The organism is Sorangium sp. So ce590, from assembly GCF_051521365.1.
GTDB lineage: Bacteria > Myxococcota_A > Polyangia > Polyangiales > Polyangiaceae > Sorangium.
In genome coordinates this window covers 3954575-3969864 of the sequence record NZ_CP150346.1, presented here as the reverse complement: position 1 = coordinate 3969864, position 15290 = coordinate 3954575, and the positions used below count along the sequence as shown (strand labels likewise).

10 protein-coding genes and 1 pseudogene are annotated in these 15290 nt (G+C 73.1%); 3 read left to right on the top strand and 8 right to left on the bottom strand.

Features of this window, described 5'->3' with window-relative positions; genetic code table 11:
• Nucleotides 1-30 precede the first annotated feature (30 nt).
• The 3 genes and pseudogenes from WMF28_RS15000 to WMF28_RS14990 form a co-directional block, all read right to left on the bottom strand.
• Nucleotides 31-1551 carry a YkgJ family cysteine cluster protein gene (locus WMF28_RS15000; RefSeq protein ID WP_437602917.1) on the bottom strand — a complete coding sequence of 507 codons (1521 nt, stop codon included), beginning with the start codon at nt 1549-1551 and terminating at the stop codon, nt 31-33.
• A gap of 109 nt (nt 1552-1660) precedes the next feature.
• Complete coding sequence (locus WMF28_RS14995) at nt 1661-2173, bottom strand: DUF1566 domain-containing protein (RefSeq protein WP_437602916.1); 513 nt, start codon at nt 2171-2173, stop codon at nt 1661-1663.
• A gap of 154 nt (nt 2174-2327) precedes the next feature.
• A pseudogene (locus WMF28_RS14990) lies at nt 2328-2534 on the bottom strand (DUF1566 domain-containing protein); the annotation flags it as partial.
• Here WMF28_RS14990 and WMF28_RS14985 point away from each other — a divergent pair.
• On the top strand, nt 2503-2925 hold the full coding sequence (locus tag WMF28_RS14985; RefSeq protein WP_437604399.1) for a hypothetical protein: 423 nt from the start codon (nt 2503-2505) through the stop codon (nt 2923-2925). The pseudogene WMF28_RS14990 and the gene WMF28_RS14985 overlap by 32 nt on opposite strands.
• A gap of 315 nt (nt 2926-3240) precedes the next feature.
• On the opposite strand, the gene WMF28_RS14980 is transcribed toward WMF28_RS14985, so the two are convergent.
• From WMF28_RS14980 to WMF28_RS14965, 4 genes are all read right to left on the bottom strand, one after another.
• The gene (locus tag WMF28_RS14980) at nt 3241-3918 is read right to left on the bottom strand and encodes a DNA alkylation repair protein (RefSeq protein ID WP_437602915.1); all 678 of its coding nucleotides are present in this window, start codon (nt 3916-3918) and stop codon (nt 3241-3243) included.
• 838 nt (nt 3919-4756) lie between these two features.
• The gene (locus WMF28_RS14975) at nt 4757-5662 is read right to left on the bottom strand and encodes a hypothetical protein (protein ID WP_437602913.1); all 906 of its coding nucleotides are present in this window, start codon (nt 5660-5662) and stop codon (nt 4757-4759) included.
• Nucleotides 5659-9579 carry an RHS repeat-associated core domain-containing protein gene (locus WMF28_RS14970; protein ID WP_437602912.1) on the bottom strand — a complete coding sequence of 1307 codons (3921 nt, stop codon included), beginning with the start codon at nt 9577-9579 and terminating at the stop codon, nt 5659-5661. The genes WMF28_RS14975 and WMF28_RS14970 overlap by 4 nt, the downstream gene beginning before the upstream one ends.
• A gap of 948 nt (nt 9580-10527) precedes the next feature.
• The gene (locus WMF28_RS14965) at nt 10528-11724 is read right to left on the bottom strand and encodes a hypothetical protein (protein ID WP_437602910.1); all 1197 of its coding nucleotides are present in this window, start codon (nt 11722-11724) and stop codon (nt 10528-10530) included.
• A gap of 114 nt (nt 11725-11838) precedes the next feature.
• Between WMF28_RS14965 and WMF28_RS14960 the strand changes: the two genes are divergently transcribed.
• Nucleotides 11839-12915: an MJ1255/VC2487 family glycosyltransferase gene (locus WMF28_RS14960; protein WP_437602909.1), complete on the top strand. Its 1077-nt coding sequence runs from the start codon at nt 11839-11841 to the stop codon at nt 12913-12915.
• A 119-nt stretch (nt 12916-13034) separates the two neighbouring features.
• Here WMF28_RS14960 and WMF28_RS14955 read toward each other — a convergent pair whose 3' ends face one another.
• Nucleotides 13035-13826 carry a Stp1/IreP family PP2C-type Ser/Thr phosphatase gene (locus tag WMF28_RS14955; RefSeq protein ID WP_437602908.1) on the bottom strand — a complete coding sequence of 264 codons (792 nt, stop codon included), beginning with the start codon at nt 13824-13826 and terminating at the stop codon, nt 13035-13037.
• Nucleotides 13827-13884: 58 nt separating this feature from the next.
• On the opposite strand from WMF28_RS14955, the gene WMF28_RS14950 reads away from it, so the two are divergent.
• Nucleotides 13885-15270 (top strand): aldehyde dehydrogenase family protein, encoded by a 1386-nt coding sequence (locus WMF28_RS14950; RefSeq protein WP_437602907.1) that lies wholly within the window; start codon nt 13885-13887, stop codon nt 15268-15270.
• Nucleotides 15271-15290: the final 20 nt, after the last annotated feature.

Here is a 15290-nt window from a genome sequence, read left to right as displayed (position 1 = left end):
TTCGGCGGCCGTGTCTCTCCAGCGGCGCGCTCACCGCGCCCCGGCCATCTCGACGGCGTAGGCGTCGAGCCCGTGGCCGCGCAGCATGGCTTCGACGAGGGCGAGCGGCTCGGCGCAGGCCGGATCGTCCGCGTCCGCCCCGGCGACGATCACCGGCAGCGCCCGCGCCACGACGAGCCGCGCCGCGCGATCGCGCAGCGCGAGCGAGAGCGGCAGCGCCCCGAGCAGGCGGTGGCCGTGCAGCGCCGCGCGGAGGTAGAAGCGCTCGCGGTCGGGGGCGCGCACGGGCGCGAGGAGCAGCGCGCCGAGCAGGTCGGGCTCGGCCAGCGCGAGGGTCGCGGCCGCGATCCACCGGGTGGCGCGCCGGGCGAGGTCCCGCTCGCTGCGCCAGGCGGCGTCCTCGCGCGCCCGCCGCGCCGCGCGCCCGTGGAGCGCGGCGAGCCACGGCCCGAGCGCCGCCGGAGCCAGCGCCTCGGGCCGCTCGAAGCGCGCGATGGCCCCACCCGTGAGCCCCTCGGCCTCGACGGCGTCGGCGAGCGCAAAGAGGCCCGCGGCCACGTCGGGCGGCGGCGCCGCCGCGGCGAGCCGCCGCGACCACGCGACGAGCTCGGCCCGCGCCGCGGTCGCGCCGGGCGCCACCGCGGCGCGATCCGGCAGCCGCGCGACGTCGATGCGCCCGTCCAGATCGCCCCGCACCCGCAGCCGCGGATCGAGCAGCGGGGCGCCGCCGGGGCGGCCCGCGCTGGCCAGCACGCAGGCGCACTCCACGGCGACGGAGACCCGCACCGACTCGCCGTCGTCGACGAAGCTGGCCGGGAAGGTCCGGCACCCGAGCGGCTTGGCCTCGGGGCCGCCGAGCGCGTGGAGCGCGCAGCGCCCCTCGCCCTCCAGGTAGGCGCACCGGCCGTCCCGCATCGCCACCACCGACGCCGCGCACGGCCACGTCCCGCGCTCCGGCATGAAGGCCAGCTCGTGCCGGGCGCCGCCGCTCATCACGTCGGGCCGCAGCGCCCGCGCCCGGGCCGCCTCCTCGGGGTCGAAGAGGATCGAGGCGTAGATCCGGCAGCAGCTCCCGCGGCCGTCGCAGTGCAGGGAGAAATCGGGCAGCACCTCCAGCGGGCGCTCGCGGGCATCGCGCTCCTCCGGCGCGGGCACGGGTGACGCGGGCGCTCCGCCCGCGGGCGCTCCCGACGCGGGCGCTCCGCCTGCGGGCGCTCCGCCTGCGGGCGCTCCCGACGCGGGCGCCCGCGCCGCATCCTCGCCGGTGTCGTCGGCCTCGAGCAGGCCCGCGGCGTGGAGCTGCGCCAGGAAGGCCTGCACCGCGGGCACGCGCGCGTGCGCGCCCTCGCGGGCGGCCGCGATCGCGATGCCCTCGACGTCGCGCGTCCCGTCGGCCGCAGAGACCAGGACCCACTCCCGCTGGCCGAGCTGGAGCAGCTGCCCGGAGCGGAGGTCGTGCAGGATGACGCGCTCCTCCTCGCCGACCAGGTGGCGCCGCGCGAGCACGTGCGCGGCGAGGCGAGGGCGCGCCGGCAGCGTGCTCGGGCTCACCCGGGCACGCTAGCCGACGCCGGCGGCGGCGCGCCACCGAAACGAGGCGCGCCGGCCGCCGCGGCTCGGCCCTGGCCGCCCGGGGCGCGCGGCGGCCGGGCCGGCGCCCTCAGCGCACGCACTTCACCCATGCCGCCGTGAAGTGGTTCCACTTGCCGCTGGCTCCGGCGTTGAACCCGGTGAACCCATCGTCGAAGTTGAGCGCCCAGGCCGCCGGAGCGTTGCTCACGGCCGCATGGGAGCCCCAGTACCAGTCGTTGCTGCGGGCGCCGTACTGCGTGTCCGGGAACATCGTGCGGTTGATCGAGGGCGCCACCTGGGCTTCATCGACCAGGGTCGCGAGCTCCCGGATGCTCGGCAAGCGCCAGGTGTGGTCGTTGAGGCCGAGCGTCGCGCAGTAGCTCTCCGCCTCGGCCCAGGTCATCGTGGCCGGCCAGGAGCCCTGCTGCCAGACGAGGCCTGTGTACTTGTCCATCACCTCACCGGGCGACCCGACGGTGTACTGGTCGGGCGGAGGCACGGCCGGGCTGCTCGGCGCCTCCCCCTCGCCGTTGCCCCGCACGCAGCGCAGGCTCGCCGCGGTCGCCTTGGAGTAGGCGTTGCTGACGATCCCGTCGCTCATGTTGAAGGCCCACGCATAGTCGCGACCGGCGCCGGCGCCTGCCTGTCGGATCGTGAGGATCCAGTCGGAGGACGTCTTGTGGAAGCCCCCCCCGCGCCCCCGGAAATGCGGCCCTGTCGATGGCCGGGCTCCGGGTGAAGTCCACGATGGACGTCATCTCGATGCGCGTCGGCAGGCGCCAGTCGGAGAAGCCACCGAGCGTCAGGTTGTCGCAATAGCTGATCGCCTGGTCCCACGTGTACGCCTCGGCGGGAGGGCTCTGCTGCCACTCGAGGCACGTGACGTTGTCGCGCACAACGCCGCCCCCCACATCGGTGTAGCTCGCGGGGTTGGGCAGGCCGCTGCCCGCCGGATTGGGCATCGGCCAGCACGCCCACTTGTGCGTGCCGCAGGCCGCCGCCCTGCTGCACGTGTCGGGCGCGCCGCCCGCGCCGCCCGCGCCCGCGCCCGGGCCGCCGCCGCCCTCTCCCGGCGCGCCGCCCTCCCCCGGCGCACCGCCGTCCCCCGGTGCGCTGCCGCTCGCGGTGCTCCCCGCGCCGCCGGCCCCGGCGCCCGTCTCGGAGCCTCCGCCTGTCGCGAGCGCGCCGCCCGTCCCCGACGCGCCGCTCTCCGTGAAGGGATCGCCCCGGTCGCCGCCATCCACGCCCGTCCCCGCGTCCCCGCTGGAGCACGCAGCGGCCGCGAGCGCCACGCCGAGCACGACCCCCGTCCTGGCACGCGCTGCCGTGACGGACGTCGCCAACGTCGCGTGAAGGACCCACCGCTTCCTTCGATTCACAGGCACCTCCGTACACTCAAGCCAAAGCCGCAAGATAAAATGTTCGGACCGCACCAGCCTATCACACGCTGCGCGATGATCGTCGATGCACGCAGCGGAAGCAGGGCCTATTTGGGGCGATCGACAGAAACATCCAGCGCTGTCACCTCAACCCATCTCCGATGTTCCGTGTCGCATGCCTTCCGCGCTTTCTAGCGCACTGGCCAGCGAGGCGGACGCCGAGCGGAGGGGTTGCCGTCCCCGTCGGCTCCAGCGCGGGGGCCGTGTACTTCATCGCGCGCCGACCCGCTCACCGGCCCCGCGTCTTCTCGGCCTTTTGCCGCCGCACCATCTCCGCGATCCAGACCGGCGCGAACGGCGGCGTGCAGCCCGGCGATGCCGGGTAGTCCTTGAGCACCTCGAGCCGCTCGCCCATGGCGATTGCGCGGGCGCGCAACCCGGGGTTGCGGATGCCGATCTCGGCGAGGCAGTGGTTCATCGACCACTGCTTCGGGCCCGGCGCCGCCTTCATCTCCGCCTCGATCTGGTCGAGCAACGCGGGGAGATCGAGGCCGGCAGGGCTCTTCACGACGCGGTCCGTCGTCAGGCTCCAGCCAGCGCGCCCGACCAGCTCGCTCGCGGAGTCCTTCCAGCGGACACGCAGCTCCTCGACATGGCGCGACGCCTTCACCACGTTGACGATGAACCAGTCGAGCAGCTTGGGGTAGCCGATCTCCCGGACCATCGCGTCCAGCTCGTCCGCCGAGAAGGCCTTCGGCTTGAACACGAGCGTCGCCAGGAGGCGGGCGTCGGGATCCCCGGTGCGCCACAGCTCGCCGGCCAGGGCGTGGTCCGTCTTCAGCTGCTTCGCGAGCGCGCGGAGCTGGGTGAGGTTCACGCCGTGGGCGTCTCCGGCGCGGGCGTTGACCTCGCGCATCTTCTCGTTGCACAGCGCGCCGAGGTCCCGCATGACGTGGGTGAGGTTCATGGATTGGAGCTAGCCGTATCCGCGGGCATCGTCCAGCGACGCGGCGTCGCCTCGGGTTTGAACCTCCTTCTCCCCAGGCGCGTCTGGTAAGCTCAGCACCGATGCCTCTGGACCCTGTACGAGCGACAGAGCTTGTCAGTTGTCGACGATTCAGGTCCCTCGACCTGAAATACACACTTGACGAAACCGAACCCCTCTCGGAATCCGAGCGCTACATCCTCGAAGCACTGAGCATGGCACTCGAACGACTCATCGCTCTTCGGAGCGACCCGGACCATCAGCTCAGCGAGCTTCGGCAGAGCGTGCACGCCAGACTCCGAGCGACGCCCCAGTGCCCCCGTCGCAAAGCCGCCCAACCAGCCGATGGATCCGTCCTCGGGGCGGCCGATGCCGTTCTCATCGGAGACGCCGACCGCGGAACCGATCACGGCATAGCGAGGCCCGAGCGTCCCCTCGAGGTGCGCTCCCGCCGGCCACCAGGCGGGCACCTCTGTGCCGCTCTGTGGTTCAAGTTCTCCCCCTCACGGAACCAGGGAGGAACTTGGGCCTCGTCGCTGGTGCGGAGGAGCGGGCGACGGAAAGGTCAACAATTATCGATAGCTCCAAGGGACGGGAGCGTCTGGTTCCTCGTCCAGTGTGGCCCAACGCGGGCCCAATCGGCCGTCTTCGTAGCCTCAGCGTCCACCATGAAGGGGGGCGCGGCAGTGGCGCTCCGGCCGACGCCTGTACGGAACGGCGCAAGGCGCGGGGGCGGCGCGCCTCGGGACCGTCCCCGAAGTTGATCCATCGTCGGCGTCGTGCCCTGCCCGCGCGCCCGCGGGCGCGCGGGATGACGCTCTCACCGGAACGGCCACGGCTCGCCGACGCTCCGCGAGGCGATGCGGTAGTCGCCGGACTCGCCCCACACCGCCGCCTCCCTGTCGGGCGCGTTGGGCCCCATGGCGAACGTGAACGACAGGACAGGCCGCTGCCCCGCGCGCGGCCGCCGCTGGGGCCCCGACCAGCGCACCTCCAGGTTCGTGGCGAGCGCCGCCTCCAGGGCGGCGACGGCCTCGTCGGCGTCGGTGGTCGTGACCCGGGTGCCGACAAAGAAGCCGGGGGTGTTCTGCTCCACGATGTGGAGGTGCTCGCGCAACCACGCGGCCCCGTGCGCTCCCGACGCCGGGGCGAACGGCGGCGCGTAGAAGACCTCCGCGACCGCGGCGCCGACCAGGCCGGCGACGCTGATGTGATGCCACTGCAGGCGCTCCGGCTCGGGCGGCCAGGGCTCCGTCTCCAGCTCGATGGCGAGCGCCTCAAGGTACTGCGCCGGCCCGTCGAACGCCGGCGACACGCCCGCGGCCTCGGTGTCGACCAGGTACACCTGGCCGCCCTCGCCGATCCAGACCGAGGGGTACCCCTTCGCCACCACCGGCAGCAGCACCTCTCTCCCCGCGCGCGGCAGCTTCTCCGGCCCGAGCGGTCGCGCGCCTTCGAGCGCCTTCAGCGAGGCGAACACGCCGAGCCGCTTGTCCGGCGGGAGCGGCGTGCCCCCGGCGAGGCCCTCGAGCTCGAGCGCGCCCTCGTAGACGGGCAGCCCGCGCGCTTCCAGCAGAGCCCGCAGCGCGTCGGGCGACGTGGTGTGCGCCGGGTCGCGGAGGAGGTCGAGCTCCTGGAAGACCTCGACCGCGTGCCGGCTCAGCCGCCTGCGCGCGCTGTCGGCGAGCCGGATCGGACGGTCACTACCACTGCGTGCCTTGCTCATCTCCGTCGCTCCCTGCGGCGCTGCTGCCGCATTCCCTGCGCCCATCGCGGGTCGGGCGGCGTGCTGCGAAGCGAGTCTGTCCCGGTCTCGCTGCTGGCGCCTGGCTGCACCACGCGCTCCCGCGGCGCGCCCCAGCGGTCGCGCAGGTTCTGCAGGAGCTGCGAACAGTTCGGGCAAGGCGCCCGCGCCGTCCCGTCGGGGTGCTGCGCCTGTATCGAGGTGATGTCGCCCAGGCAGCGCTGTATCCGCCGGCGATCGCGCGGGTTGTTCGGATCGAGCGGGCGGCCGTTGTTGTTCTGGCGCTCCCAGTTGCGGATGTATTCGCTCAGCGCGCCGGGCTCCGCGCAGGTCTCCGGGCTCCGTCGTTCGGCCGGATAGAAGGGCTCGCCGCGGAGATCGACCGGCGGCGGCATCGCCGCGACGACGACCGGGTGTAGCGCCGGGTCGCTGCTCCGGCCGGCGGCACTGGCACCGCGGCCCCTGACGCCGTGCCCCGAGACGGTGCACAGCACCGGCGTGAGCCCCTCCGGATCGACGACGCGGAAGGGCTGCCCTCGGGCGTACTCGAATGCGTTCAGTCCGCCGGCGATCCCCAGCGGATCGGGGCTCAGATATAGGCCGACAGCAGCGTCGTAGAAGCGGTAGCGGTTGTATGCGAGCCCGGTCTCGTCGTCGTGGTACTGGCCGGGGTAGCGCCAGGGGGTCGGGGCCGGCCCGAAAGGCGGGGTATCGAGCGCGCCCCACACGCGGAGCCGGAGGCGCGCGAGCACCTCGCCCGTGTCCGAGAGCAGCAGCGAGGGCGCGCCGCCTGCGCCGAGCACATAGTGCACCCACCGGCTGACCTCCGGCTCGCCCCCCGGCACATGCTCCCGGTGCGCGAGCGGGCCCTCGCCCTGCTCGCCCCAGAGATAGTCGCGCACGCGGATAACGCGCCGCTGTCCCGCAACGACCTCTTCTGTGATTTCCTGGAGCAGGTCGTCCCCGCTCCAGACGAAGTGGGTCTCGAGCAAGGCCCCGTCCGCGCGGCTCACGCGCTTGAGCAGGCGGCGCGCAGACGCGTCATAGACGTTCTCGGCCCGGGTCCCGTCCGGCAGCACCACCGCGGCGAGCAGCCCACGGCCGCTCCACGCGTACCTGACGCGCTCACCCGTGGTCCTGTCGACGCGCGCCGTGCGGCGCGCCTCGGCGTCGTGCTCGTACGAGATGTCGCCACGCGAGAGCAGCACCCCGCCTGGGCCGTAGCGGCGGGCCGGCGCGTCGTCCCCTGCCTCCTGCAGGCGCCCGCCGCCGCCGTGCGAGAACCGCTCGGCCGGGGTGTGCGTCGACAGCTGCGCGAGGATGCGCCCCGCCGCATCGTGCTCGAAGCGCGTTCGCTCGCCGCCCGTCGCGACATGCTCCACCAGGTCACCTCCCGGCGAGTGCGCGAAGCCTTCGGCGTACGTTGTGCCCGGCGGCAGCGGGCCCACCCAGTCTGGCTCTGCCTCGCGCGCGTTCGACCGCCCGAGCACGCGGCGCTCCACCAGCGCGCCGACGCCATCGTAGCGACAGAGTACGCGGCCACCGCCCGGGAGCTCGCGCAGGAGCTCCCGCCCGAAGGTGTCGTAGGTGCGCTCGATGGCAGCGCCGGAGGTCACAACGCGCCGGGCGCGGCCCATTCGATCGCGCTCGTAGCGCGCCTCGTGCCCTGTCGAGGTCCGGAGCGCCGTGCGGCGCCCGGCAGCGTCGTACGCGCTCTCGATCACGACCCTCCGACCAGCGCAGGTCTGCACCTCGCGCACGAGGTTGCCGCGCTGGTCGTACGTGAACTCGCAGCAGGTGGCCTCGGTCTCCGCGTGGATCAGGCGGCCCACCGGGTCATAGTCGAACGCGTCGAAGGTGTCGTCGGCGTACCCGCGCCGGACCACCCTGCCGCACGGGTCGCGCTCGATCTCGGTCGTGTGCGCGGCCGCGTCCCGGATGTGCTGGACGCGGCCCGCCGCGTCCAGCCGGTAGCGGAGCTCGCGCCCATCGAAGAAACGCTCGGCCACGATCCGTCCCGCCGCATCGCGCTCGATGCGGTGCACCTCCCCGCGCTCATTCTCCACCTCGACGAGCTGGCACTCCCGGTCATACCGGAAGCGGATGGTCTCGCCGTTCGGCTTGCGGAGCTCGTGAACGAGGTTGTACCCGCCCCACGCGAGATCGTACGCCCCGTCTGGCCCGCGGTACCGCGTGATCCGCCCGTCCTCGTCGCGCTCGATCGCGACCTCGGCGCCGCCCGGGAAGCGCAGCCCCCAGAGGGCGCCGCGCTCGTCGTAGTGGAAGCTGGTCCTGTGCCCCTCCTCGTCAGTGACGGCGAGCACCCGGCCCACATCGTCGTACTCCATGCGGCGCGGCTTGCCGTGCGGCTCCACGAGCTCGATGAGGTTCCCCTCGGCGTCATGGCGGAAGAGGGTGACGCCCCCATCGGGCAGGACGGCGGTTATGCGCAACCCCCGCTCGTCGTAGGTGAAGCGCAGAAGCTCGCCGAGCGCGTCCCGGACCCCCAGCAGGTTCGCTGCGTCATCGTAGCTGTAATGGCACGCAGCGCCGAGCGCATCGGTGGCCTCGACCACGTTGCCCTGCGGATCGTGGCGATGCTCGATGCGCGCGCCCGTCGGATCGACGATCGCGACGACCCGGCCCGCCGCGTCCCGCTCGTAGAGCGTGCGCGCGCCGGTCGGGTCGCTGTACGCGACGAGATCGCCGCGCGCGTCGTACGCGGCGCCCTCGACCCACAAGCCGGCAGCGAGGTCGATCTTGCCGAAGGCGTTGCTGTCAAATCGCCGCGCCTGCCGGGAGTCGTACACCATGGTGAAACCGTCGGCGTACTCCAGGCGGCAGTGGAGCATGCCCCGCGCGGGCGTCTGCCCGTCGGCGAGGACCGTCGGGCTCCCTTCGGCCAGGGCCGGGTCGCGTTCGCCGGGGTGTGCGCACCAGGTCTCGGTGCAGCGGCCCTTCCCGTCGTAGCGGTAGAAGACGCGCAGCCCCGAAGGGGAGGCTTGCTCGACCAGGCGATGCTCGTCGTAGGCGTAGCGCACGCTCCGGCCGGCGGCGTCCGTGGCCGCGACGAGGTCGCCTCGATCGTCGTAGGCGTAGGTCCGGCAGCGCACGGTGCGTCCCCGCGCGGTGACGAGCTCGAACGCTTCGATCCGCCCGTCCCGGTAGCGGCGGACGCGCACGGTGCGGCCGGCGCTGTCGCGCAGCGATTCGAGCAGATCGCCCTGGTAGGCGAGGTCGACCCGGTTGCCGGCCCGGTCGACGATCGTGGCGAGCCGGTGGCGCTCGCGGGACGCCGCGAAAGGCTCGAAGAGGTAAACGAGGCCGTCCTCGCCGGTGACGAGGAATCCGTTCTCGTCGCGACGAAGGCGGCCGCCGCTGTTGAGCGCGACCTCGCCGCCTGGCGGCGGGATATCGCGGAGAGACGCGGCGCCGCTCGGCGCGTGGACGACCAGGGTGCGCCGCCGGAGCGCGATCTCCCATGCGAGCGAGTGTGTCCATCCCGCGCCCAGCCCGACGTCGTGCTCGCGGGCGAAGGACGAGTAACTGCGGCGCAGCTCGAAGACCATGGGGCCTGTCAGCACCAGGTCCGTCTGCGGGAGCGTGTAGACCCGCCCCGTCACCGGGTCGACCGGGTCGCCGGCGTGCGTGCCGCCGTTGCCTCCGTGTGCCGGGTTCATGCAGCCGCCGCCGCTACCTGGTCCGCACCCGTTCGCGCCTGGCCCCCCGCCATTCGCGCCGTTGCCGCCGTTGTTCCCGCCGGCGCCCTGGCCCGCGCCGCTGCCGCTGCCGCCTCGTCCGTTGTCGCCCCCGCCGGCGCCGCCGCCGCCCAGGATAAAGACGCCTGGATTCATGCCAGGGATCGCAGGGATGTTCGGGACCGGAGCGGTGCGCGCCATGGCTGGAGAGTATCGCCTAAAGCGTCCTAGGCGCACCAGCGGGAGAGCGGGAGCCCCCGGGTCCGCCGCGGCCTCATCCGCTTCCTCCCGCGGGGGCCGGCGGCACCTCCACCACCTCCGGGAGCACCTCGCCCTCGGCTGCGGCCGGCGGACTCCCCTCCGCGCGTGAGCTGGACCTGGTACCGATGAGTATCCGCCGTGTGGACGTGTCGATGCGGCGTTCATAAACGCCGGCACATCTGTGCTTGTGCTGTTCTTTCTCGCTGGGAAAGGCTCATGCCATTCGGTGAATGGTTTCTGTCATGAGACGTTTTCATGCGCTGGCCCGGGGCCGACATGCGTCCCAATACCGGAGGTGGCGTTCCGGCGGCGAGGCGAACGGCGGGCTAGACTATCGGCGTGAGCTTGCGCGCCTCTCCGGTGCCACCGGCGGCCCGAGCAGCCGCCCGATCGCCTCGTGCACGACACGGGCCGCCTCTTCATCCCCGAGCGCGACGGCGTGCGTAAGCGCCTCGGCGAGCGAGGCGACCACGACGGCCCGATGTGCCGGGTTGGCGCTCGCGATCTCCCCAGGCCCGAGGCTCGGCGGTTGGGCCCGCGTTGGGCCCACGCCGTCCGAGGGGCTGCGATCCGTCGTCACGCCTCCCCGAAATCGCGCCGAATCGCACGGATCGCCCCGGTTCGCTATGGCAAATTCGTCCTTGGGCGACACTGTACCAGAGCACGGCCGGCGGGCGAATCGCCATGACCGGACGGCAAAGCTCTGCTTGAGATCGCTCCCGTGCGTCACGCGCCCTGACGGGCCATCCATGCGAGCTCGCTCATCGGTTGTCGCGCGCGGACTCGCGTCGATGGAGGCCAGCTCGGCGCAATCGACGCCGGCCCCCTGTCACCCGGCCCGCGACGGCGCCACGGATCGGCCCATGTCATTGCCGACGAAGAAGACGTCTATCGGCCTCTCCAGCAACAGCAGGCCGAAGAACAAGAACAAACGACACCACTGGAAGCGCTACCGCGGCCAGGGCAAGTCGCATCACGGGTAGCCGCTCCGGCGAGCTCCGGCGAGCTCCGCGACTCGCCCGCGGCGACGGCGCATCCCTCGCCCCTGCGCGCCCCCCGGTCCCCCCACGACCGCGACCAGCTCCCCCATGCGCCCGCCGCCCGTCCCACGAGCGCGGCGGCCGCCACCACGCCGCGCGCCCGCAGCGTCGTCCGGGGCAGGCGCGGCTCGAGCGGCGGCGCCACGAAGGCCTCCAGCCAGGCCTCGGCCGGCGGCCGCGCCAGCACCCCGCCGAGGTCGAACAGCGAGAGATCCTGGACGCCGGCCGCCTCCGCGACGGCCACGTCCTCGCGGAGCTCGGCGACAGAGCGGTAGACCGGCTCGTCGCCGAGCGCCCCCTTCCCCACCGCGCCCACCGAGACACCCGCCCTCGGACCGAACCGCCCGGCGGCGGCGCGGCACGCCCAGCCGAGCAGCGCGACAGCGTCGTCCCGGCCGAGCGCGCCGCGCGAGTAGCCCTCGATCAGCGAGGTGTACAGCATCGCGCTGACCCGCCCCCACGGCGGCGCCGACACGGGCGTCCCGAGGATCCGCTCCCAGCCGCCCGCCGGCCCGTCGGCCAGGACGAGCGGCACGATCGCGGCCGAGGTCGCCACCCCGCGCGCGTGGATCGCGCCCGCCACCTCGACGTACGCGCGCTGCGCGTCGCGCCACCGCGCACCCCGCTCCCCCGGGCTCTCCCGCGCTCCGCGGGGGCCGCCGCCGAGCAGAGCGAGCGCGCCGCGGCCGCCCCCGAGCGCCCGGCGCACCTGCTGGATCGGCGGCTCCAGATCGACCGCGACCTCCGCCGCCGCGAGGCCGCGGGCGTCGAGCGCGTCGAGCAGCCGCGCGACGAACCCGCCGAACGCCGCCGCGTTGCCGGCGCTCGCCCACCGCCCGTCCTCGTCCGCGATCATCGGCCACACAGCGACCGCCACCCCCGCGTCCGCGCACGCCGCCGCGAGATCCGGCAGGCCCGCGGCCGTCTCCGGCCGCACGGCGATCGCGAGCTCCAGCGCGTACCGCCGGAGGAGCGCGAGCGTGCCAGGCGCACGCACCGCCTCGAGCGGCAGGAGCTCGCTCCAGATCCGGCGGCGCGGCGTCACACCCGCCGCCCGCGGCGCGGCGGCGGCTGGACGCCCGCGACGCCTGCGCCGCCCCCGCCCCGGCGACGCCGTTTCCTTCCGAACCCCCGGCGGCCGCCGCTACAGTCGCGCTTCATGAAGATCCTCTACGGCGTCGTCGGCGAAGGGATGGGGCACGCCATGCGCTCGCGCGTCGTGATCGAGCGCCTGCTCGAGCTGGGACACGAGATCGAGATCATGGCGTCCGGCCGGGCGACCGACTTCCTGTCGAAGCGCTTCGCGGGGGTGAACCGCATTCACGGGCTCCACATGATCTACGAGGAGAACCGGGTCCGCCGCGGCAAGACGCTCTGGTCCAACGTGCTCTCCGGCGCGACGGGCACGCCGAAGAACATCGCCGCGTACTTCGAGCTCATCAAGGACTTTCGCCCCGAGCTCACGATCAGCGACTTCGAGTCGTGGACGTACCTCTACGCCAAGCTCCACCGGCTGCCGATCCTCTCGATCGACAACATGCAGATCATCAACCGGTGCACCCACGACCCCGAGATCGTCGCCGGCCACGAGGCGGGCTTCCAGCTCACGCGCGCGTTCGTGAAGAGCAAGCTGCCGTTCTGCAGCCACTACGTCATCGCCACGTTCTTCCGCCCCCCGGTCCGCAAGCAGGAGACGACGCTCGTGCCGCCGATCCTCCGCCCCGAGGTCGTCGCCGCGAACCGCCGCCCCGGGGAGCACCTGCTCATCTACCAGACCGCCGAGGGGAACGAGGCGCTCGCCGAGGCGCTCGCCAGGACGGGGCTCGAGTGCCGCATCTACGGGATGCGCCGGAGCATCACCGAGGAGCAGGTCGAGGGGAACCTGCGCTACCGCCCCTTCAGCGAGGAGGGCTTCATCGACGACCTCGCCTCGTGCCGCGCCGTCATCGCCGGCGGAGGGTTCACGCTGATGGGCGAGGCGGTCTACCTGCGCAAGCCGATGCTCGCCGTCCCCCTCGGCCGCCAGTTCGAGCAGGTGCTCAACGCCCGCTACCTCGAGCGCGAGGGGTTCGGCCGCGCCGCCGATTCGCTCGACGACCCGGCGGTCATCGCGGACTTCGTGAAGGCCATCCCCGGCTGCGAGGAGAAGCTCGCGGGCTACTCCCAGGACGGCAACCGGCGGCTGTTCGAGGTGATGGACGAGCTGCTCGACCGCGCGCACGCCGGCGTGCTCTGAGCCCGGTCCGCGGCGGAGCCCAGCGGCGCAGCGCCGGCGTGCGCTGAGCGCAGCGCCGCTGCGGCGCGCCCCCTCGCGGAGCGTCGCCCTTCCTCGCCTCCTCCGACCGTCTCCGGATATTACCGCGCGTTGCGGCTCTTCGCGCCCTGGCGCTGGCTCTGCGACGCCGAGGCGGTCTCCTCGATCCGGACGAGGACGGCGGTGATGTTGTCGCGGCCGCCGTTCTCGTTGGCGCAGTCGATGAGCTTGCAGCACGCCTCGGCGAGCACGGCGTTCTCCTCGATGATGCGCGCGATCTCGTGGTCGTCGACGAGCCCGTGGAGGCCGTCGGAGCAGAGGAGGAACACGTCGCCGGCCTCGACGCTCTCGGCGCGCAGGTCGACGTCGACGCTGGGGCTGATGCCGAGCGCGCGCGTGATCACGTTGCGGGGCAGGTACGCGAGGTCGCTCTCGGTGAGGTCGGGCCGCTCGAGGAGCGCGTCCGCGATGAGCGAGTGGTCGCGGGTCAGCTGCGCGAACTCGCCCCCGCGGAGCAGGTAGCAGCGGCTGTCGCCGGCGTGCGCGACGTAGAGCTTCCGCTCCCGCGGCGCGAACGCCGCGGCGACGACCGTGGTGCCCATGCCGCGGTAGAACCGCGAGTCGTCGGCGTGCGCGAAGATGCGCGCGTTCGCGTACGTCACGGCGGCGCGGAGCCTGTCGCCGGTCGACGCCTTGCGGCGCTTGCCGTTCGCCTCGCGGAAGTAGCCGGCGATGGCGCTGGCGGCGATGCGGCTCGCGACCTCGCCGGCCTCGTGCCCGCCCATGCCATCCGCGACGACGTAGACGTTGAACTCGGGGAGGAGGATGTATCGGTCCTCGTTGTGGATCCGCTCCCTGCCGACGTCCGATAGCCCTGCCGCGGTGGCGCGCATTCGCCCCGAGTCTAGACGACACTTGGCCTCCCAGGGAACTGGGTTAATCTCCCCCGCCATGCCCGACCTGGTGATCGACAACCCGTATACCCTCGAAGAAGCCGTCCGCCGGCCTCTCGCCGGCGAGACCGAGGTCGACCGGCTCCTCGACGCCGCGACCGCCGCCGCGCGGAGCTTCTCGCGCACATCCCTCGCCGAGCGCGCCGCCCTGTGCCTGCGCGCGGTCGAGCGCATCGAGGCCAGCGCGCCCTCGATCGCCGCCGACATCACCCGCATGATGGGCAAGCCCCTGCGTCAATCCCGCAACGAAATCGCGGGGATGGCCAAGCGAGCCCGGCACGTGATCTCGATCGCGGAGGGCGCGCTCGCCGACGTGGTCCTCCCGGAGCTCCCGGGGCTGGAGCGGCGGATCGTGCGGGCGCCGCTCGGTGTGGTGTTCAACCTCCCTGCCTGGAATTACCCGCTCCTCACGGCCGTGAACGTGGTCATCCCCGCGGTGCTCTCGGGCAATGTCGTGCTGCTCAAGCACTCGCCGCGCTCGCCGCTCTGCGGGGAGCACTTCGCGGCCGCGTTCGCCGAGGCCGGCGCCCCGCCCGGCCTCGTCCAGGCCTTCCACTGCGATCACGCCACGTCCGAGCGCATCGCGTCCGACCCGCGCGTGAGCTTCGTGGCGTTCACCGGTTCCGTCGAAGGCGGACGGAGGATCTACGCGGCCACGTCGAAGAAGGTGGCCGTCGACGCCGGCCTGGAGCTCGGTGGGAAGGACGGCGCCTATGTCGCAGCCGACGCGGACCTCGAGAAGGCCGTGGACGGGATCGTCGACGGCGCCTGCTACAACGCCGGACAGAGCTGCTGTGCGGTCGAGCGCGCGTATGTTCACCGCGATCTCTATCCGAGGTTCGTGGAGGCCGCGCTGGAGCTGATGAAGGGCTACGTCCTCGGCGATCCGACCGACGAGCGCACGAACCTGGGTCCGATGGCGCAGCCGCACGCGCCGGCGTTCCTGGAGGCGCAGGTGAAGCAGGCGCTGTCGCGGGGCGCGCGGGCGCTCTGCGGCGGCCGGGCGACGCAGGTCGACGGGCGCGGGCGCTTTTTCCAGCCGACGCTGCTTGTCGACGCGGCGCCGGATCTCGACGTGATGCGCATCGAGTCGTTCGGGCCGGTGCTGCCGATCGTGCCCGTCTCGTCGGACGAGGAGGCGCTGGCGCTGATGAACGACAGCGATCTCGGCCTCACCGCGTCGGTCTGGACGCGGGATCGCGAGCGCGCGGCGCGGCTCGCGCGCGAGCTCGAGGTCGGCACGGTCTTCATGAACCAGTGCGACACCCTGGATCCGGCGCTCCCGTGGACGGGCGCGAAGAACAGCGGCAAGGGCGCGACGCTCTCGACGCTCGGGTTCCTGCACCTGACGCGGCCGAAGTCGATCAACTTCAAGATCGGCTGAGGGCCGGATCGCGCGGCGCC

What these genes read in the sequence shown, in the direction of transcription:
- WMF28_RS14995 (WP_437602916.1), bottom strand. Translation starts at nt 2,173, where the DNA reads ATGAGCGACGGGATCGTCAGCAACGCCTACTCCAAGGCGACCGCGGCG.
- WMF28_RS14980 (WP_437602915.1), bottom strand. Translation starts at nt 3,918, where the DNA reads ATGAACCTCACCCACGTCATGCGGGACCTCGGCGCGCTGTGCAACGAG.
- WMF28_RS14975 (WP_437602913.1), bottom strand. Translation starts at nt 5,662, where the DNA reads ATGAGCAAGGCACGCAGTGGTAGTGACCGTCCGATCCGGCTCGCCGAC.
- WMF28_RS14970 (WP_437602912.1), bottom strand. Translation starts at nt 9,579, where the DNA reads ATGGCGCGCACCGCTCCGGTCCCGAACATCCCTGCGATCCCTGGCATG.
- WMF28_RS14960 (WP_437602909.1), top strand. Translation starts at nt 11,839, where the DNA reads ATGAAGATCCTCTACGGCGTCGTCGGCGAAGGGATGGGGCACGCCATG.
- WMF28_RS14955 (WP_437602908.1), bottom strand. Translation starts at nt 13,826, where the DNA reads ATGCGCGCCACCGCGGCAGGGCTATCGGACGTCGGCAGGGAGCGGATC.
- WMF28_RS14950 (WP_437602907.1), top strand. Translation starts at nt 13,885, where the DNA reads ATGCCCGACCTGGTGATCGACAACCCGTATACCCTCGAAGAAGCCGTC.